Raw genomic sequence first — 17,565 nt, 5'->3', positions numbered from 1 at the left:
TTTCAATATACTTTTGTTATTGTTTTCCAACCGTTTTTTAAAATTCATAGTAAAAGAAAACACCCTCAAAAAGAAGGTGTTTAATCGCTTATTTTATTCCAAGCTTTTTCAAAATTTTAAAATCCGGAAGCTTTTTCTTTTCCTCTATGTACATAACCTCATCGCCGGTTTTTACTTTTCCGTAGTTTATCTCTATTTTACTATCTCCCGGTATTTTAGGGAAAGTTATCGGAACTATTGTGTCCGCTCCGGCTTCCTTTATCATGTCCAAGTCTATCTCACAAATCAAGTCACCGGCTTTTACTTTATCACCGGACTTGACTGCACAATTAAAAGGCTTTCCTTTTAAATAAACCGTTTCAAGTCCCACATGGATAAGCATTTCAAGTCCTTGTTTTGTCTTTAACACATAGGCATGTTTTGTATCGGATATTGACTCAACAATACATTCAGCCGGACTGCAAAGCTTTCCGCTTTCAGGTTTTATGGCAAAACCTCTTCCCAGTATATTTGTTGAAAATACCGGGTCTGATACCTGTTCAAGGGGAACCACTGTTCCGCTAAGAGGAGACAGCAGCTGATTACTCTTTTCGTTCATATTTTTTCTCCTTTTTACAGCTCAAAAATCACCTACACCCTTTTGGGTCTTATTCTTCTGTACCTACATCGGGTTTACAATGTATCTTTTATAGGACATGCAAATTTCCGCAATTACCGCATATCTTTTTATCAGGTGAGGCTAATGGTCAGAAAACCTGTTTTTAAAACAATTTATAACAGTGAAAAATGCACTGAGGAAAATTATTCAAAATTTGAACGGCTTTTAATTCAAAATATTTTAAGAGAACTGAAAGAAAATAATGTAATCGACGCAGAGATATTTTCCATGTCGTTAAATCTCCTTTACAGCAAACAGGATTGGTAAAACAAAGGAATATAACAAATGCAGACGGCAAAACGCTCGTCTGCATATTTTTTACTTTATATTACCGCTGTCATAATAGGATAACTTCCCTTCAGAAATGGGAACCGCTGCAAATTCAAGGTCTGCGCTCTGTCTGTTTAAATCTTTATTCCATCTGAAATAGATTATAAATCCATTGACTGTGTAAAGACTCCACATAATCAGAGTAGCTACGCTTTCTCCCCCATTGAAAAATGCAAATATCCACATCACAACCGTGACAATATCAACCACAATCCACAATATCCACTGCTCAATATATCTTTTTACGCACAAAATTTGAGCTACAACGGATATTACTGTGCTCATACTGTCCATATAAGCCATATTTCCTCCAAGGTATTTAAGCACTTCACCGTAAAGGAAAATAGCAACCAGTGTGCCGCCGAAAATCAGCAGAGCGGATCTTTGAGAAAGTCTTTTTTTCTTAACCTCTCCTGTGGCATCATCCATATTTTTACGCCATACAAACCAGCCTACAAAATTCATCGGAAGATAATAGATTATATTCAGCATAACTTCCCCGTAATATCTTGCGCCCAGGGAAATATAGGCATACAGTAAAACATTAACCACACCGAAAATGTATCCCGATGGTCTGCCTTTACCCGTCAAAATAACATAAACTACCCCTGAAACCGCCGCAATTATTCCTATTATGCTGTCATTCCAATAAATAGAAAGAGATATAATAATAAAAACCGATGAACAAAGCCATATAATTTCTGGAATTTTCCAATTATTCAATTCTGTTTTAAAAAACTGCCTCACTATACATCTCCTTTTTACATATTTTCCACCGTAAATTATACCGTACAAGCTCTTTCTTGTCCACAAAATGATGTATATATTATCCTGTGCCATGCAGTTTCATATACTTGTGTAGAAATAACTATTATTGCCAAAAAAAATTAGGAGAAATGATAATGCTTGCAGCTGTTTACTGCCGTGTTTCCACGGAAAAAGACGATCAGATAAACTCTCTTGAAAGTCAGATGAGTTATTTTCTTAATTACATTGAAAACTGTCCCGATTTGACCCTGTTTCAGATTTACGCAGACAAGGGAATTTCAGGAACTGCCGTAAAAAACAGAACCAGATTTATTCAGATGATGGAGGATGCGGAAAAGGGTTTATTTCAGGTCATAATCACCAAGGAAGTAAGCCGTTTTTCAAGAAATATTCTTGACGCCGTTTCCTATTCCAGAAAGCTTAGAAATCTCGGAGTTTCAATAAGGTTTATGAATGACGGAATAGACACATCTCAGCCTGACGCCGAGCTTAGGCTGTCAATTATGGCCAGTCTTGCCCAGGAGGAAAGCCGAAAAACCTCAGACCGTGTAAAATGGGGACAGACAAGAAGAATGGAAAAAGGCGTGGTATTCGGAACCTCAATGCTCGGTTACGATGTAAAAAAGGGAAAAATAGCCGTAAATACGGATGGCGCAGAAATTGTAAAAAACATATTCAATAAATATGTTTTCCTGCATATGTCTGCTTCAGAAATCGCAAAGGAACTTCAAAACGAGGGCATTAAAACCTATACAGGCAAAGAAAAATGGACTCCGTCGGTAATTATAAAAGTTCTGAAAAACGAAAAATACTGCGGAGATTTAAGGCAAAAAAAGACATTTACACCGGACTATCTCACCCACAAAAAGAAAACCAACAAATGCAATGAAAAAACCGTCTTTATTAAAGACCACCACGCCCCTATTATATCACGTGATTTATGGGAGGCGGCACAGCAGGAATTATGTAGCCGAAGCCATGTTAAAAAACAAGACTCCGGAAGAAGCAACAAGTTTTATTTTTCAGGAAAAATCATCTGTACAAACTGCGGCTGTCCCTTTTCAGCAAGAAAAAAGAAAGGAAAGGACGGATATTACACAGTCTGGAAATGTTTGAACAATCAATGTCATGTGAGATATCAAATAAGAAACGACAGCCTTATGTATATGACAGCCTACAGCTATTCTCTGTTAAATATACAAAACGAAAAACTAACAGAGCACATACACTCTCTCATGAACATGGCAGAAATTCAATTAACAGGAACATCCACAACTTCTTTAAAACAAAAAAAATCGGAAATTGAAGAATTAAAGATAAAGAAACTTAACATAATTGACGCCTATGCAACCCGTAAAATTTCGGAAGATGAGTTTATGGCTTTAAAATCAAAGTATGACAGTCTGATTATTCATCATAACAATGAGATTGAAAATCTTCAAAAAACTCAATCTGTAAAGAAACTTAAAAATACAACCATAAAAAAATATATAGATAAAATAATAAACTATAATAATATTACAAAAAGTATTATATATAATTGTATTGAAAAGGTGCACGCCTATGAAAACGGCATAGTTAAACTCAAATTTTGCCATCTTCCACAAGTATTTGAATTTGAGATATATTTCAAAAAATCCAAACAATATACCACATAAAAATAGCGAAAGGAACACCCTGACGAATGTTCCTTTCGCTGATAATTGAGATATTGTTGTTGCCCGAATTGGCAAAAGTTGTAAGCTTTTTAAATATTAAAGAAATTCAGATAAATAAAAAGTGTATATTATTTCATCTGCCAGATATTCTACAATATGTATTATATCATATAGAAAATATTTTTTCCAGACAATAAACTGAGATTTTTTACAATATTCTTCCTATTATTGTACACACTTTGTAGCTTTAAAACTCATATTGTGTTCTATAACCACAACAAATCCTTTGATAAATGAAATTTTTACATGTTGACAAAAGTGTATAAATATAAACAATCTGTATAAACATGTCATAGCAGACTTACTTAAACCGAATTGCACAGCTATACTCTATATGTTATAATTTAGGTAATAATAAATCTTAAAAAGGCTGGTTTCTATGAACTCCGTTATAATAAACATTGTAAATTGCCTTCTTCTTATTTTTTCAGCAAACTCCGTACTGCTTATTGCTAAGCACAATATGTATTTTTTAATCCCGCTAAGCGTTGTGGCTTTTATAAGTGCAAACATATTAAACTGTTATGTTCCCGGTAAGTACAGGTCGTCGAGAATGAAAGTGTGCGCCCACGGTGTACAAAGGCTTAAAACTTTTTTGTTTTCTTCCATTATATCATTTACAATTCATGTTATTGCCTTCTTTTTTCTCGGACTTTCCTGGTTTCCGCTGCTTATCAGCGTCCTTGTATGCATTTTTGCCCACTGTGTTATTTTCTGGAACGGAATGGTCTCCGTATATATTTCATCAACACAGCTGGGAATACATCACAGATTTATGGGAGTATTTCTGGCTTTTATTCCTGTTGTAAATGTAATTGAGCTTATTAAAATCATTCGCATTACCTCTGATGAAATAAAGTTTGAAGAAAACAAGGAAAAGACAAACACATTGAGAGCAGAATATAAAATCTGTAAAACAAAGTATCCAATTTTATTGGTTCATGGAGTCTTTTTCAGAGATTCAAAAAAACTTAACTACTGGGGAAGAATTCCCAAAGAGCTTGAACGCAACGGAGCTGTTATATTTTACGGAAACCATCATTCCGCTTCCTCTGTGTCTGACAGCGCCCAGGAACTTACAAACAGAATAAAAAGCATTGTCAATCAAACCGGATGTGGAAAAGTAAACATCATCGCCCATTCAAAAGGCGGTCTTGATTGCAGATACGCAGTAAGCTTCTGCGGTGCTGAAAAATATGTGGCTTCTCTCACAACTATAAATACTCCCCATCGTGGATGTGGTTTTGCAGACTATCTTTTAAAAAAGATACCTGAAAATGTTCAGAATAAAATAGCCGATACATACAACACATCTCTTAAAAAGCTTGGCGACACTTCCCCCGACTTTATGGAAGCCGTTACTGACCTTACGGAAAAAAACTGCGAGAAGCTTAACAGAATTATGGAAAAGGAAAAGGATAAATTTAAGGGTATTTTCTGCCAAAGCGTTGGTTCAAAGCTTAATAAGCGAACCTCAGGAAAATTTCCTCTAAACTTTACCTACGACCTTGTAAAATATTTTGACGGCCCCAACGACGGACTTGTTTCGGAAAAATCCTTTCAATGGGGCGAAATGTATACATTTTTAACTGTAAAAGGCAAAAGAGGCATTTCTCACGGAGATATGGTGGATTTAAACCGAGAAAATATCCCGGAATTTGATGTCCGTGAGTTTTATGTAAATCTTGTTTCGGATTTAAAAAACAGGGGACTTTGATTTTGTATCATTTCGTCGCCGATGTACCTATATCGGTGAGAGTGGCTTTAAGCTCCGGATAAGGCATTGTAAATCTCTGGCTTAAATATCTCAGAGAAGCTCCTAACTCACCGTCAGGACCGCCTAATATTCACAGGTTATTATAATTTAAGGGGACAGAAAAATCTGTCCCCTTTTTCTTACTCTTCCATATCCTCTTCGTACAGAATATCGTCCTCGTCACTGTAATGACTTTCAGATTTATTCTTCAAAGTATCTACAGCATTTATAATCACTTCCGGTATTGGTATTCCCATAAGTCCGGCATTTTCTATTATGCTCAGCGATTCGTTTACCAGAAACGCCACTATTACAGTATCTCTTAAAAATGTTGTACCTGCCACTATGTCAAGGCGGCACGCCACAAGCACAATTAGAAAAGTCACTCCTTTTCTGCAAAGACCTTTCCAGCCTGCACGGCTCTCCAATGTGCCTGTGGCGGTTTTCGGTGATTTATGGAATACCGCCGCCACAAGCAGTCCCGTAATATAATCAACCGCCATGAAAATTACCAGCGTTGCAAGCGAGCTGTCCCATCCGCCGAAATATGAAGCTATCGCAGAAAACATAGCTCCTACGCCGCCGCAGATAATCACATACAATGTTTTTATCTCGTTCATTTTTCACCTTCCTTTTGCCTTAACGCTCTTTTCCTACATCCTTTTTAAATTTCATTACTCTTTCATTTCTCTTAAAAAAGCACAGCAATAGCCATCGTTTTTAAGCTCCTCTACAAGGGTTTGGGCTTTTTCCTTGCAGATTTTATCCATCGCCACAACTTCATAATTGCAGTTCTGTGATGTTTTTGTATAGCCGTTTAAGCCGGCACCTTTGATTATCTCAGGATAGTCAAGATAGGCAATATCCATATCAACATTGCCTGCTATACCGCTGACAACTCCTTTTGAAGTGTACTGCCACATTCCGAAATTACCCGTATAGGTTGGCTTGTCGTTCCACTGGGCAAGCCAGATGTCGAATACCTTTACCCTGTTCATGTCTATCCTGTTGTTAATCCAATCAAGATTTGTATACACGGAAACATAGTATCCGGCTGCCTGTACCCTCTCACAGAATGCCATGATTATATCTGTTATGCGTGTTTTACCCAGATTCATCTGACTGGCGTCCTCAATGTCAAATGCAACAGGATATTCAAACTGGTATCCCTTAATTATACTAAGGAAAAAATCAGCTTCTTTTTTTGCGTCCTCCACAGTTGTAGCATAAGAATAATGATATGCACCAACCGGAACTCCTGCCGCTTTGGCATTTTTGTAATTCTTATGAAACTTATTGTCTGTCTGTTTTTCAATATTTTCTTTACCAAAACTTGAACGAAGCATGGCAAATTCTATTCCGTCAGCCTTAACTTTCTTCCAGTCAATATCCCCCTGCCATGTGCTGACATCAATACCTTTTCTGTTAACGCTCATATTTTCACCCCCTTATTTCTCATTGACACAGTTGATAATAGCTTTCTTAAAGCCTTCATCCGTAAAAATATACTTGTCCACTTTACCGTTGTTTTCATACCATGCAGCAGCCTTTGAGTCATTTTCAAAGGATACAACAATATAAAGCTTTGTATAAGCTGAGGAAGTATTTATATCCGAATCTCCGGTATCAAGACTCTTTCTTGTAACACCTCCGGAATTTACATACACAGCTTCATGACAATACTGAGTGTGAATTATATCCTCTCCAACATGATAGTTATCAAGAAGATACGTGTAGTATCCAAATATGGCTTCATCAATATTGCCGTAATCGTTTATTCCGCCCAAAAATTTGCTGCAAAGCGGAAGCACCTGAGTATATGTCAATACATGTTCAAAAAATGAGAGATTTTCAGGTTTTATAAAACCTGCCGGCATGTCGCCCTCTCCCCAAACGGCGCTTATTTTTGTGTCCACATACTTGTCTGTTTTTCCGTCGAAAACCCACCAGGTCAATGTGGTCTTGTCCACATAAGGGAAATTATCACACAGCTTTTCAAATTCCTTTACAGCGGAATTAAAGTTTTCCACACTGTCATTTAAAAGCCCGTCATATTTAATTTCTACCGGCTCACTGCACAAATTCGGCGATATATGAAAATCCAGTATATCGCTTACATATACCTGTTCCTCTCCGTGAGATATTGTGAGCTGTACCTGTAGAAAGTCCTTTTCAAAAAGCACAGCCTGAGGCAGTTCAAATCTAAGCTTGTCCCCCTCAAGTTCCAGCAATGCAAACTCATCGTTTAACTGCAATTTGTAGGTATACTCGCTGTTTACAAGACCTTCTTCCTGTATGTCAAATACAAGAACTGTGCTTTTGTGGTCTCCCGATGTTCCTGCCCAGTCGGATGAAGCTTCTATAAAATCCTTTCTTACAGTAATGTTTATTTCTCTCTGAAGCATTTTCTCATTCCTTTCCTTTAATATTGGGAACTGCTCCCCATAAAGGAGTAAAAAATTAAAGAAAATTGCATAAATCCCTGCAACTAAAATTTATAAAATAATTTTTTTATAGAAGTCACGAAGCTTTTTATAAATTTCAGTGCATATAAATCTGTTTTCTTTTTCAGTTACACTTAAATTTATACCGCTTTTTTCATCCACATCAAACCACAAAAAAGCTTTTTCATGGCTTTTTAAATAGACATCAGATTTAATAATTTTATGCATATTTTCTCCCCTTGGTATACTATGTATTATCAAAGAAAATTGTTACGGTGATTTTATGACAGACAACAAGAGGGAAGCCGCCGCATACATAAGGGTTTCCACCGATGAACAGAGAGAGTTCAGCCCCGAAAGCCAGCTTGACAGAATTTTATCCTATGCTGAAAGCCATGGCTACAGCATAAAAAAAGAAAATATATTCTGCGATAACGGCATAAGCGGAAAATCTACTGATAAACGTGAAGGCTTCAAGTCCATGATTGAAAAAGCAAAGAATAAACCCACACCATTTAAAGCAATTCTTGTTTGGAAATTTTCAAGATTTGCCAGAAACCGTGAGGACAGCATACTTTATAAATCAATGCTCAGAAAAAAATACGGTATCAGGGTGATTTCAGTCAGCGAGGACATAGGCGATGACAAAATGTCCGTTTTAATGGAAGCCATGATTGAGGCGATGGATGAATTTTACTCTGTAAACTTAGGCGAAGAGGTCAAAAGAGGAATGACCAAAAGAGCAGAAAAAGGAAAATTTCAAAGCAGGGCGCCATTCGGCTATAGATTTTTAAAAGGCAGTCTTGTTCCCTTTGACACGGAAAAGGAATATGTAAAACTGATTTACAGCCTGTTTTTATCGGGAAAAAGCACAGAGGAAATCAGCGAAATTCTAAATAAAACAGGCGTTAAAACTTCAAAAGGAAATCCATGGACTTCACGTTCTGTACTTTATCTTCTTAAAAATCCGGTCTATGCAGGTTATGTTGTTTGGGATAATGTAACCTGTTTTGGAGTTCATGAGCCAATAATAAGCGAAAACGATTACAAACAAGCTCAATCAATCATCAAAAATCAAAAAAAGAGAAAAATCACGAAAAAACAGACGGATTGCTGTTTTCTGAAATTTCTGCGCTGTTCCTCCTGCGGGGGAAAATTCTGTATCTGCGGTGATGGTAAAAATCTTCAATGCATCAATTACATAAAACACAAATGCACAGTTTCTCACAGTGTTTCAATAAACCGTCTTAAAAAATCTTTAACTATGATTTTTGCCGAAATTTTCAGCGGTGCAGAAAAAATCAATTTACAAGAAACAGAAAACTTACCTGTTAATATTGCAAAACTGCAAAAACAGTTACAGCTAAAATATGAAAGAGTAAAAAAAGCTTACGAAGAGGGCATTTACCCCATTGAAGAGCTTAAAAAGGCATCTTTAGAGATTAAAAATTTTGATTCTAATTTTGCCAAAAAAAATTTTGAAAAGAAAAATATTGTTCCCTCATCCGCAGATTTATTTAATATTATTTTTAACTCCGAAAAACTTAAACCCAATCAAAAGGAAGCTATTCTTTCCGCCATAATTGACAAAATTGTTTTTTATCGCCCGGAAGAAAAACTCGCTGTATTTTTCAAGGAGGATATTTACAATAACCTTTTTCCAAAAGGCCCGCCATACTGAGTTATTATAATTTTTGCAAGCTTCGGGTTTGTGGTTTTTATATTTACCGGATACTGAAGACGCTTTTCATATACAAACATTATTTGCCCTCCTCTATTTCCCATGGCCAGGGACTTTGAATCCAGCCCCAGCGGTTGCCGTTTTTCTCGTCGGCAGTAAGTGGGCCGAATTTGCTCTCGTATTCCTCAACCAAGGGTCTTAGCTTTTCTTTATATCGAACAAGTTTTGCCGCAGTTTCTCTATCGTTTGGGTGAGTATCCAAAAACAAATGCAGGTCGTCAGCGGCGAAAGCGTAGGTAGACAGCTTTTTCATAAGGATTTGTCGTTCAGTCATTCATATCACCTCTGCATTTTTTGCCGTAAAAGGGTTTGTTAAGGGATTTAAACATAGTTCCCACTTCAAAACCCTGTAATGGGTCAAGGGTATCTGCGCCGTTTGGCTGGTAGGAAACATAAGCCATCGCCTCTGAGGTTATTTCCGGAAATGGTTTAATGCCGTATTCCCCCATGATTTTTTCCATGTTGTCCATAATATCCTCCTTATTTTTCTTAATGGTTAATCGACTTCCTCTATATCATATGTTTAACATAATAATATGTGCATATATATAATCCAAAAATTCAAATTATAGTCATACTTTGTTGCATAAAAGCATTAACAGGATAAAATCATGCAAGTTTAGTTTTTTAAATTGCATAAAACCCTATAAAAGCATTTTTTTATCTGCTTTTTTTCCAGAAAATGAATTTTTTTTGAAATTCCTTGAAATAATAGACAGTTTTCTATTGACAAAGAGCCGGACTGATAGTAAAATTATGTACGTGAACAAAATCACGGCCATAAAAATTAACAGGGAGGTCAATTCCAATGAATGATTATATGCAGAGAGTTCTGGACACCGTGAAGAAGCGCAATGCAGGCGAGCCGGAATTTATTCAGAGCGTAGAAGAAGTATTTAAGTCACTTGAGGTTGTTTTCGACAAGCACCCAGAGTATGAAAAAGCAGGTCTTCTTGAGAGAATGGTAGAGCCTGACAGACTTTTCTCTTTCCGTGTATCATGGATGGACGATAACGGCAATGTACAGGTTAACAGAGGTTTCAGATGCCAGTTTAATGGTGCTATCGGACCTTACAAGGGCGGTCTCCGTTTCCACCCAAGCGTATATCAGGGTATTATTAAGTTCCTCGGTTTTGAGCAGACTTTCAAGAACAGCCTTACAGGTCTTCCAATCGGCGGTGGTAAGGGCGGTTCCGACTTCGACCCTAAGGGCAAGTCAGACGCTGAAATCATGCGTTTCTGCCAGTCTTTCATGACAGAACTTTATAAGTACATCGGACCTGACACAGACGTTCCTGCCGGTGATATCGGCGTTGGCGGCCGTGAGATTGGCTATATGTACGGTCAGTACAAGAGAATCAGAAGCGCATTTGAGAACGGTGTTCTCACAGGTAAGGGTCTCAGCTACGGCGGTTCCCTCATCCGTCCAGAAGCTACCGGTTTCGGTGCAATCTACTATCTCCTCGAAGTATTGAAGCACTTCGGCGACGATATTAAGGGCAAGACAGTTGTTGCTTCCGGTTACGGCAACGTAACATGGGGGGCTGCTTTGAAGCTTGCTGAGCTCGGCGCAAAGGTTATCACAATTTCCGGTTCTGACGGTTATGCTTACGATCCGGACGGTGTTGTAACAGAAGAGAAGATCAACTACCTCCTCTACATGCGTGCATGCGGTCACGGAAGCGCAAAGATGTATGCTGACAAGTTCGGCGTTGAGTACCATAAGGGCGAGAAGCCATGGGGCGTTAAGGGCGATATCGTTCTCCCATGCGCAACTCAGAACGAAGTTGGTATGGAAGAGGCTAAGAAGATTGTTGAGAACGGCACTAAGTACTACATCGAAGTTTCCAACATGCCTACATCTAACGAGGCTCTTGAGTATCTCAAGGCTAACCTCCTTGCTGTTGCTCCTTCAAAGGCTGCAAACGCAGGCGGCGTTGCTACATCTGCTCTCGAGATGTGCCAGAACTCAATGAGATATTCATGGACTGCTGAAGAGGTTGACGCTAAACTCAAGCAGATTATGAAGAACATCCACGACATGTCAGCAGAAGCAGCTGAGGAATATGGCCTCGGTTATGACCTTGTTGCAGGTGCAAACATTGCAGGCTTCAAGAAGGTTGCAGACGCTATGATGGCAGAGGGTCTTATCTAATCTCATAGTATATAATAGTTTACATTGTTTACTCTTTATCCATATAGAACACCCCCGCAGGAAACCTGCGGGGGTGTTTTGATTTAATATAAAAATTAAATATACTGTGGGAACATGTCCACGGCTAATTTATATGTATCAATATCGAAAAGAACCAGCAAAACCTGAAGCTTGTCATAGCTTTGGAAAGTCACGATTGAGTCCACGGCAACTTTTAAAGCCTCTTCTTTCGGATAGCCGTAAGCTCCTGCCGAAATCAGCGGAAAAGCAACTGTTTTGCATGAGTGTCTCAAGGCTTCAATCAAAGAGCAGTTATAGCAGGACTCCAAAAGCCTTTGCTCTCCCCAATCTCCGCCGTTCCAGACAGGGCCAACCGTATGTATTACATACTTGCATGGCAGGTTATATGCTCCTGTGGTTTTTGACTCTCCGGTAGGACAGCCGCCAAGCTTTGAACATTCCTCCAAAAGTCCCTTTCCGGCGGCACGGTGGATACAGCCGTCTACTCCGCCTCCGCCCATAAGGCTTGATTTTGCGGCGTTTACAATGGCGTCTACGTTGAGCTTTGTAATATCTCCCTGAATTATTCTAAGACTCATACCAAATTCCTCCTAAGTAAAAGTTCGTCAGCTAAACTTTTTATAGAATTTAATAACATTCTTTTCTTTATTCACTTTTCCAAGTCCTAAGAAAACCCCGTCCTTCGTCTTGATACGATAAATTTCGCCGTCTTCACAGCCTTTTTTCCCTAAAAAGGTTCTGTTTATATCCAGCTCGCCGCCGTTTGAAAATCTCTTTGCCTGAGGCTCTGAAACAGCAACGTATCCATAGACCGTGAAAAGACTTTCAACAGGCATTACATGGGTCAAAAGCTTTTCCCTGTTTTCCTCTTCCCTCGCCTTGAGAAAATCCACTGCGTCCTCAATATTGTAGCCGCAGGCGGAAACCCTCTGCAATGAGTTCATAACTGCACCACAGTCAAGCTCTTTTCCCAAGTCGTCGATTATTGTGCGTATATAAGTGCCTTTTGAACATTTAACTCTTATGGTTCCGCTTTGGTTCTCAGGGTCAAAGCTCAAAAGCTCGGCGTTATAGACCGTAACCTTTCGGCTTTGTCTTTCAACTTCTTTGCCCTCTCTTGCCAAATCATAGAGCCTTTTTCCGTCAATCTGAACCGCAGAATACATGGGGGGAATCTGTTCAATTTCTCCCACAAATTTTTTCAAGGCTTCCTCAGCCTCAGCTTTGGACACCTGAGATTTATTCTCTGTAAGGATTTTCCCCCAGATATCCAGTGTATCCGAGGTCATCCCCAGTTTAAATCCTGCCACATACTCCTTGTCGTGGTTTGGCACAATATCCTGAGCCTTTGTTGCATTTCCCAAAAGCAGTGGAAGCACTCCTGTGGCGTTTGGGTCTAAGGTGCCGCAGTGACCTATTTTTCTCTGTCCCAAAAGTCCACGCATTACAGCGATTACATCAAAGGATGTGTAGTCCATGGGTTTATTTACCACTATAACACCGTTTAACTCAGCAGTTTCCTTCATTGAGCACCTCTTCTGCCTTTGAAATAATCATCTCTCTGACCTTTTGGATATTTTCATTTATGGCGCATCCTGCCGCAGCAGCATGACCGCCGCCGCCGAAGTTTTTGCAAAATTCGTTTGCGCTTACGTCACCGTTGGTTCTTGCGGAAATTTTGCAGAGATTTTCAGACTTTTCCTTTATGGTCAAGCCAAGGCGGACTCCCTCAATTCTTCTGGGAATACTCTCAATGCCGCCCATATCGTCATCTGTAAGCTGAAATTTATTTACAATATCACAGGTGATATAAATAACAGCACACTTTCCGCCACAGCAGAACTCCATGGTGTCATAGATATATTTTTCCAGCTCAACCCTTTTTCTTGTGGTAAGCTCAAAAAATGTATAGTTAATCATCTGGCTGTCGCAGCCTAAATCCAGCAGTCTTGCCGCCGCGCGGAGAGTATCTCCGGTTGTGTTTGAATATTTAAAACAGCCGGTATCTGTGGTTATTGCAGTGTAAAGACAGTTTGCAATATGCTTGTCTATCTCAACACCCAAAGCGTCTATAAGCTTTAAAACTATTTCTCCTGCCGCCGCACTTTCGCTGTCCACATACTTGTATGTGGCTTCCATATCGTTTGTGACATGGTGGTCAAGGCACAAGTCTATTATATTTTCATATTTTTCTCTGTTTACACCTAAAAGCGACGGTGTTGCCACGTCAACGCTTACCACTTTCTCACAGACAAAATCTTCATCTGTTTCCAAACCGTCCTTTAAAAAGGCGAAGTTTCCCACGATTTCTTCACAGGTAATCACCCTTACGTTTTTGCCTTTTGCTTTCAAGGCGCAGGCAAGGGCGTAACCGCTTCCGAGAGTATCTCCGTCTGGGCTTTGATGTGTTAAAATTTCAATATTATTCCATGAAAGCAGCAGCTTTGCGGCTTCATCAAGGGTTATTGTCTTGCTCATCTTCTTCCTCATCCCCTTTTATGTCAAGGCTGTTGAGTATTCTTGAAATATTTGCGCTGTACTCTATTGAATCTGTTGCGTGGAAAATAAGCTCCGGCACATGTCTGAGCTTAAGTCTGTTTCCAAGCTCACGTCTTATAAATCCTGAAGCGGATTTAAGTCCCTTTAAAGCCAGCTTTGCCCTTTCAAGTCCTTCCATTGCGCTTATATAAACATTGCAGTATGAAAGGTCGTTTGTAACCTCTACACGGATAATTGAGATAAAGGCATCGCTGACTCTCGGGTCTTTTACATGGCGCAGTATATCCGTAAGTTCTCTTTTAATATCCTCTGTAGTTCTTCCAAGTTTATGATTTGCCATTTTAAACCTCGCTGTATTACTAAGACGCCCGTTAAAAAAGCGGGCGTCTTTTCCTTATATTTATCAGTCTTCTCTGTATTCTTCTATTGTGTAAACCTCGAAGATATCTCCCTCTTTAAGGTCGTTAAATCTTTCAAGTCCGATACCACATTCGTAGCCCTCGGAAACTTCCTTAACAGCGTCCTTGAATCTCTGGAGTGAAGCAATCTTGTCGTCGGCAATGATAATACCGTCACGAACAACTCTAACCTCGGCGTTTCTCTGAACCTTACCGCTCTTAACATAGCTGCCTGCGATAAATCCAACATTCTTAACCTTGATTACGTTACGGCATTCTGCTGTACCCAAAATAACCTCTCTGGTCTTAGGAGCGAGCATACCCTTCATAGCGGCTTCAATCTCTTCGATGCAATCGTAAATAACTCTGTACAGACGCATGTCAACACCGTCACGCTCGGCATTTTCGTTTGCAACAGGGTCAGGACGAACATTAAAGCCTACAATAATAGCGTTTGAAGCGTTTGCAAGCATAACGTCGGACTCGTTGATAGCGCCAACGCCGCCGTGGATTACGTTTACTCTAACCTCGTCGTTTGAAAGCTTCATAAGTGACTGCTTAACAGCCTCTACAGAACCCTGAACGTCAGCCTTAACGATGATTTTAAGCTCCTTAACCTCGCCAAGCTTCATCTGGTCAAAGAGGTTATCAAGTGTAACCTTTGTCTGAGAATTGAACATCTCTTCCTTACGGGCAGTCTTTCTCTGCTCTACAAGCTCTCTTGCAAGACGCTCGTCGGAAACAGCGTTGAAGATATCGCCGCCGGATGGAACGTCGTCAAGACCTGTAATCTCAACAGGAATAGATGGGCCTGCTTCCTTTACCTTTTCGCCCTTATCGTTGGTCATAGCTCTTACACGTCCTACGGATGTGCCTGCAACTATAGTATCTCCAACTCTAAGTGTACCATTCTGAACAAGAACTGTTGCGATTGTACCTCTGCCCTTGTCAAGACGTGCTTCGATTACTGTACCCTTTGCGGCACGGTCAGGATTTGCTTTAAGCTCCTTCATATCTGCAACAAGCAATACCATTTCCAAAAGCTCGTCAAGTCCCTGCTTTGTCTTTGCAGAGATAGGAATACAAGGTGTATCGCCGCCCCACTCTTCAGGAACAAGCTCATATTCTGTAAGCTGCTGCTTAACCTGTTCCGGGTTTGCGCCCGGCTTATCCATCTTGTTGATTGCAACAATAACGGAAACGCCTGCTGCCTTTGCGTGGTTGATAGCTTCAACTGTCTGAGGCATGATACCGTCGTCAGCGGCAACCACAAGGATAGCTATATCTGTAACCTGTGCACCTCTTGCTCTCATGGTTGTGAAAGCCTCGTGTCCCGGTGTATCAAGGAATGTGATATCTCTGCCCTGAACCTTAACTCTGTAAGCACCGATATGCTGTGTAATACCGCCGGCCTCGGAAGCTGTAACATTTGCATGTCTGATAGCGTCCAAAAGTGATGTTTTACCGTGGTCAACGTGACCCATAACAACAACAACCGGAGCTCTCTCAACCAGGTTCTCGTCGTCGTCCTCGCTGTCGTCGATAATTCTTTCTTCTATTGTAACAATAACTTCTTTTTCAACCTTTGCATGGAATTCCATAGCAATAAGGCTTGCTGTATCAAAGTCTATTGTATCATTGGCTGTAACCATTGTTCCCATAAGGAAAGCCTTTTTAACAACCTCGGCAACTGTAGCCTTAAGTCTTGAAGCAAGCTCAGAAACAACAATCTCATCAGGAATAAGTACAGTGATAGGCTTTGACTTTCTCTCGTTTGCAATTCTCTTAAGACGCTCTGCCTCTGTTTCCTTTCTGCTGTTCTTCTTGCCTCTCTGCTGAGAGCGCTGTGTTATCTTCTGCTTTGAAACAGTGTTGTCTGTCTTAATCTTCTCGGAAGCAAGTCTGTCGTACTTTTCGTTGTATCTCTCAACGTCAACAACTGCGGCTCTTGTGTCGATAACTCTTCCGCTTCCTCTTTTGCTCTTTATTGCGCCCTCTGTCTGAACAACAGGCTCCGGCTGAGCTTCGCTCTTCTGTGCAGGCTGGTTGTTTGTCTGCTGCTGGTTCTTTTTGTTCTGGTCAAAAGGCTTTTTGAAATCGTTTCTGTTATTCTGCTTTTTATTGTTTCTATTGTCGTTGTTTTTATCGGACTCCTGACGTCTGCGGTTTTTCTGCTGTCTGTCGTTGTCCTTTTTCTGGGAATTTTCCTCTTTCTGAGGAGCTTCCTTTTTATCTTCAGACTGAGTCTCTTCAGCCTTGTTTGATGCAAAATACTCATCAAAATTTGCTACCTGATTTTTCTGTGTAAAATGCTCGAAAACAGCGTTAAGCTCGCTTTCCTCCAATGCGGTCATGGACTTTTTTGTCACCTTACAATACTCTGCTACCGCATCTATTACATCCTTACTTGGAACATTCAAATCTTTTGCTACCTGATGTATCTTATACTTTATCATTTGCATCCTCCTGTTCTGACTCTATCTTTGCAAGCTCTGCAACTTTCTTTGCAAACCCCGCATCCACTATGGCTGCCACTGCGCAGTATTTTCCGACTGCCACACCCAGCTCATCCTTTGTTCTATTCAATACAAGTGTTTTAACATTGCACATGTGAGCCGTAGAAAACAGCTTTTTAACGGTGTTCTGTGAAGCGTCGCCGGCGGCAATAACAAGCACTGCTTTGCCGTTTATAACTGAGTCCTCGGCAATATCGTTTCCTACAATCAATTTGCCGGCTCTTCTGCAAAGTCCCAGCATAGAAAGCAGTTTATCGTTCATGTCGGTTCATCTCCTCTTCCATTGCGTCGTACACCTGGGAAGGTATCTGACAGCTGAAAGCCCTTTCAATTCTTCTGGCTTTTCTTGCCGCCCTCAGGCATTCAATATTGTTGCACACATAAGCTCCTCTTCCCGGCTTTTTGCCTACAAGGTCAAGGCTTATCTCACCGGGAGAAATAACATTGCCTTCCTCGTCCTTGATGTCCGGAGCTTTTACGACTCTGACAAGCTCCTTTTTCGGTTTCATCTCGCCGCAGCCGTTGCACTTTCTCATAGGCACTTTTTTTACTCGCACTCTA

General features: G+C 40.0%; 20 protein-coding genes and 2 pseudogenes. 5 read left to right on the top strand and 17 right to left on the bottom strand.

All coding sequences use genetic code 11. The features are described from left to right. Window positions 1–88: 88 nt before the first annotated feature. On the bottom strand, window positions 89–598 hold the full coding sequence (locus tag B5F08_RS02595) for a PTS sugar transporter subunit IIA (protein WP_087376265.1): 510 nt from the start codon (window positions 596–598) through the stop codon (window positions 89–91). A gap of 144 nt (window positions 599–742) precedes the next feature. Between B5F08_RS02595 and B5F08_RS02590 the strand changes: the two genes are divergently transcribed. Continuing rightward, window positions 743–925 carry a hypothetical protein gene (locus B5F08_RS02590; RefSeq protein ID WP_087376264.1) on the top strand — a complete coding sequence of 61 codons (183 nt, stop codon included), beginning with the start codon at window positions 743–745 and terminating at the stop codon, window positions 923–925. A gap of 51 nt (window positions 926–976) precedes the next feature. Here the strand turns inward: B5F08_RS02590 and pnuC are convergent, their stop codons facing one another. After that, window positions 977–1,735 (bottom strand): nicotinamide riboside transporter PnuC, encoded by a 759-nt coding sequence (gene pnuC / locus B5F08_RS02585; RefSeq protein ID WP_242968211.1) that lies wholly within the window; start codon window positions 1,733–1,735, stop codon window positions 977–979. A 155-nt stretch (window positions 1,736–1,890) separates the two neighbouring features. Between pnuC and B5F08_RS02580 the strand changes: the two genes are divergently transcribed. Together B5F08_RS02580 and B5F08_RS02575 are read left to right on the top strand one after the other, a co-directional pair. Continuing rightward, window positions 1,891–3,414: a recombinase family protein gene (locus tag B5F08_RS02580; RefSeq protein WP_158096189.1), complete on the top strand. Its 1,524-nt coding sequence runs from the start codon at window positions 1,891–1,893 to the stop codon at window positions 3,412–3,414. A 439-nt stretch (window positions 3,415–3,853) separates the two neighbouring features. Further along, window positions 3,854–5,191, top strand: coding sequence for an esterase/lipase family protein (locus B5F08_RS02575; RefSeq protein ID WP_087376261.1), 1,338 nt, complete (start codon window positions 3,854–3,856; stop codon window positions 5,189–5,191). Between the two features lie 22 nt (window positions 5,192–5,213). Here the strand turns inward: B5F08_RS02575 and B5F08_RS02570 are convergent. The 5 genes and pseudogenes from B5F08_RS02570 to B5F08_RS13205 form a co-directional block, all read right to left on the bottom strand. Continuing rightward, window positions 5,214–5,321 (bottom strand): annotated as a pseudogene (locus B5F08_RS02570) (manganese catalase family protein); the annotation flags it as partial. 49 nt (window positions 5,322–5,370) lie between these two features. Then, a complete protein-coding gene (locus tag B5F08_RS02565) occupies window positions 5,371–5,850 on the bottom strand; it encodes a phage holin family protein (RefSeq protein WP_087376260.1) in 480 nt (159 codons plus the stop codon). Window positions 5,851–5,904: 54 nt separating this feature from the next. Continuing rightward, window positions 5,905–6,666 (bottom strand): glycoside hydrolase family 25 protein, encoded by a 762-nt coding sequence (locus tag B5F08_RS02560; RefSeq protein ID WP_087376259.1) that lies wholly within the window; start codon window positions 6,664–6,666, stop codon window positions 5,905–5,907. Between the two features lie 12 nt (window positions 6,667–6,678). Continuing rightward, window positions 6,679–7,635: a hypothetical protein gene (locus B5F08_RS02555; RefSeq protein ID WP_087376258.1), complete on the bottom strand. Its 957-nt coding sequence runs from the start codon at window positions 7,633–7,635 to the stop codon at window positions 6,679–6,681. 90 nt (window positions 7,636–7,725) lie between these two features. Then, a complete protein-coding gene (locus B5F08_RS13205) occupies window positions 7,726–7,902 on the bottom strand; it encodes a hypothetical protein (protein WP_158096188.1) in 177 nt (58 codons plus the stop codon). A gap of 55 nt (window positions 7,903–7,957) precedes the next feature. Between B5F08_RS13205 and B5F08_RS02550 the strand changes: the two genes are divergently transcribed. Beyond that, a complete protein-coding gene (locus tag B5F08_RS02550) occupies window positions 7,958–9,355 on the top strand; it encodes a recombinase family protein (RefSeq protein WP_087376257.1) in 1,398 nt (465 codons plus the stop codon). Here B5F08_RS02550 and B5F08_RS02545 read toward each other — a convergent pair. From B5F08_RS02545 to B5F08_RS02535, 3 genes and pseudogenes are all read right to left on the bottom strand, one after another. After that, window positions 9,331–9,435, bottom strand: a pseudogene (locus B5F08_RS02545) (manganese catalase family protein); the annotation flags it as partial. The gene B5F08_RS02550 and the pseudogene B5F08_RS02545 sit on opposite strands and share 25 nt — an antisense overlap. Then, window positions 9,435–9,689 carry a spore coat protein CotJB gene (locus B5F08_RS02540; protein ID WP_087376255.1) on the bottom strand — a complete coding sequence of 85 codons (255 nt, stop codon included), beginning with the start codon at window positions 9,687–9,689 and terminating at the stop codon, window positions 9,435–9,437. The gene B5F08_RS02540 and the pseudogene B5F08_RS02545, both read right to left, overlap by 1 nt. Further along, complete coding sequence (locus B5F08_RS02535; RefSeq protein ID WP_087376254.1) at window positions 9,682–9,885, bottom strand: spore coat associated protein CotJA; 204 nt, start codon at window positions 9,883–9,885, stop codon at window positions 9,682–9,684. The genes B5F08_RS02540 and B5F08_RS02535 overlap by 8 nt, the downstream gene beginning before the upstream one ends. A gap of 338 nt (window positions 9,886–10,223) precedes the next feature. Here B5F08_RS02535 and gdhA point away from each other — a divergent pair, with 338 nt between their 5' ends. Further along, a complete protein-coding gene (gdhA, locus tag B5F08_RS02530; protein WP_087376253.1) occupies window positions 10,224–11,570 on the top strand; it encodes an NADP-specific glutamate dehydrogenase in 1,347 nt (448 codons plus the stop codon). Window positions 11,571–11,665: 95 nt separating this feature from the next. Here the strand turns inward: gdhA and B5F08_RS02525 are convergent, their stop codons facing one another. The 7 genes from B5F08_RS02525 to rnpM all read right to left on the bottom strand — a co-directional run bounded on the left by B5F08_RS02525 (window position 11,666) and on the right by rnpM (window position 17,561). Next, the gene (locus B5F08_RS02525) at window positions 11,666–12,169 is read right to left on the bottom strand and encodes a macro domain-containing protein (protein ID WP_087376252.1); all 504 of its coding nucleotides are present in this window, start codon (window positions 12,167–12,169) and stop codon (window positions 11,666–11,668) included. A 27-nt stretch (window positions 12,170–12,196) separates the two neighbouring features. After that, window positions 12,197–13,117: a tRNA pseudouridine(55) synthase TruB gene (gene truB / locus B5F08_RS02520; RefSeq protein WP_087376251.1), complete on the bottom strand. Its 921-nt coding sequence runs from the start codon at window positions 13,115–13,117 to the stop codon at window positions 12,197–12,199. After that, window positions 13,101–14,069: a DHH family phosphoesterase gene (locus B5F08_RS02515; RefSeq protein ID WP_158096187.1), complete on the bottom strand. Its 969-nt coding sequence runs from the start codon at window positions 14,067–14,069 to the stop codon at window positions 13,101–13,103. Before B5F08_RS02515 ends, truB begins: the two co-directional genes overlap by 17 nt. Continuing rightward, window positions 14,047–14,430, bottom strand: a complete 384-nt coding sequence (gene rbfA / locus B5F08_RS02510) for a 30S ribosome-binding factor RbfA (RefSeq protein WP_087376249.1) — start codon at window positions 14,428–14,430, stop codon at window positions 14,047–14,049. Before rbfA ends, B5F08_RS02515 begins: the two co-directional genes overlap by 23 nt. Window positions 14,431–14,493: 63 nt before the next feature. Next, entirely contained in the window at window positions 14,494–16,944 is a 2,451-nt protein-coding gene (infB, locus tag B5F08_RS02505) for a translation initiation factor IF-2 (RefSeq protein ID WP_087376248.1), read from the bottom strand. Then, on the bottom strand, window positions 16,931–17,266 hold the full coding sequence (locus tag B5F08_RS02500) for a L7Ae/L30e/S12e/Gadd45 family ribosomal protein (protein ID WP_087376247.1): 336 nt from the start codon (window positions 17,264–17,266) through the stop codon (window positions 16,931–16,933). The genes infB and B5F08_RS02500 overlap by 14 nt, the downstream gene beginning before the upstream one ends. Further along, window positions 17,256–17,561: an RNase P modulator RnpM gene (gene rnpM / locus B5F08_RS02495; RefSeq protein WP_275532164.1), complete on the bottom strand. Its 306-nt coding sequence runs from the start codon at window positions 17,559–17,561 to the stop codon at window positions 17,256–17,258. Before rnpM ends, B5F08_RS02500 begins: the two co-directional genes overlap by 11 nt. Window positions 17,562–17,565: the final 4 nt, after the last annotated feature.

It is taken from the genome of Anaeromassilibacillus sp. An172 (assembly GCF_002160515.1).
Lineage (GTDB): Bacteria > Bacillota > Clostridia > Oscillospirales > Acutalibacteraceae > Limousia > Limousia pullorum.
This window is presented reverse-complemented; position numbering and strand designations above follow the sequence as displayed.

Bases quoted from the DNA above. Each gene is read 5' to 3' on its own strand.
- B5F08_RS02535 (WP_087376254.1), bottom strand. From the start codon at position 9,885: ATGGACAACATGGAAAAAATCATGGGGGAATACGGCATTAAACCATTT.
- truB (WP_087376251.1), bottom strand. From the start codon at position 13,117: ATGAAGGAAACTGCTGAGTTAAACGGTGTTATAGTGGTAAATAAACCC.
- B5F08_RS02560 (WP_087376259.1), bottom strand. From the start codon at position 6,666: ATGAGCGTTAACAGAAAAGGTATTGATGTCAGCACATGGCAGGGGGAT.
- infB (WP_087376248.1), bottom strand. From the start codon at position 16,944: ATGATAAAGTATAAGATACATCAGGTAGCAAAAGATTTGAATGTTCCA.
- gdhA (WP_087376253.1), top strand. From the start codon at position 10,224: ATGAATGATTATATGCAGAGAGTTCTGGACACCGTGAAGAAGCGCAAT.
- B5F08_RS02550 (WP_087376257.1), top strand. From the start codon at position 7,958: ATGACAGACAACAAGAGGGAAGCCGCCGCATACATAAGGGTTTCCACC.
- B5F08_RS02540 (WP_087376255.1), bottom strand. From the start codon at position 9,689: ATGACTGAACGACAAATCCTTATGAAAAAGCTGTCTACCTACGCTTTC.
- B5F08_RS02575 (WP_087376261.1), top strand. From the start codon at position 3,854: ATGAACTCCGTTATAATAAACATTGTAAATTGCCTTCTTCTTATTTTT.
- B5F08_RS02590 (WP_087376264.1), top strand. From the start codon at position 743: ATGGTCAGAAAACCTGTTTTTAAAACAATTTATAACAGTGAAAAATGC.
- B5F08_RS02580 (WP_158096189.1), top strand. From the start codon at position 1,891: ATGCTTGCAGCTGTTTACTGCCGTGTTTCCACGGAAAAAGACGATCAG.
- B5F08_RS02565 (WP_087376260.1), bottom strand. From the start codon at position 5,850: ATGAACGAGATAAAAACATTGTATGTGATTATCTGCGGCGGCGTAGGA.
- B5F08_RS02525 (WP_087376252.1), bottom strand. From the start codon at position 12,169: ATGAGTCTTAGAATAATTCAGGGAGATATTACAAAGCTCAACGTAGAC.
- rbfA (WP_087376249.1), bottom strand. From the start codon at position 14,430: ATGGCAAATCATAAACTTGGAAGAACTACAGAGGATATTAAAAGAGAA.
- B5F08_RS02555 (WP_087376258.1), bottom strand. From the start codon at position 7,635: ATGCTTCAGAGAGAAATAAACATTACTGTAAGAAAGGATTTTATAGAA.
- B5F08_RS02515 (WP_158096187.1), bottom strand. From the start codon at position 14,069: ATGAGCAAGACAATAACCCTTGATGAAGCCGCAAAGCTGCTGCTTTCA.
- B5F08_RS02500 (WP_087376247.1), bottom strand. From the start codon at position 17,266: ATGAACGATAAACTGCTTTCTATGCTGGGACTTTGCAGAAGAGCCGGC.
- B5F08_RS13205 (WP_158096188.1), bottom strand. From the start codon at position 7,902: ATGCATAAAATTATTAAATCTGATGTCTATTTAAAAAGCCATGAAAAA.
- B5F08_RS02595 (WP_087376265.1), bottom strand. From the start codon at position 598: ATGAACGAAAAGAGTAATCAGCTGCTGTCTCCTCTTAGCGGAACAGTG.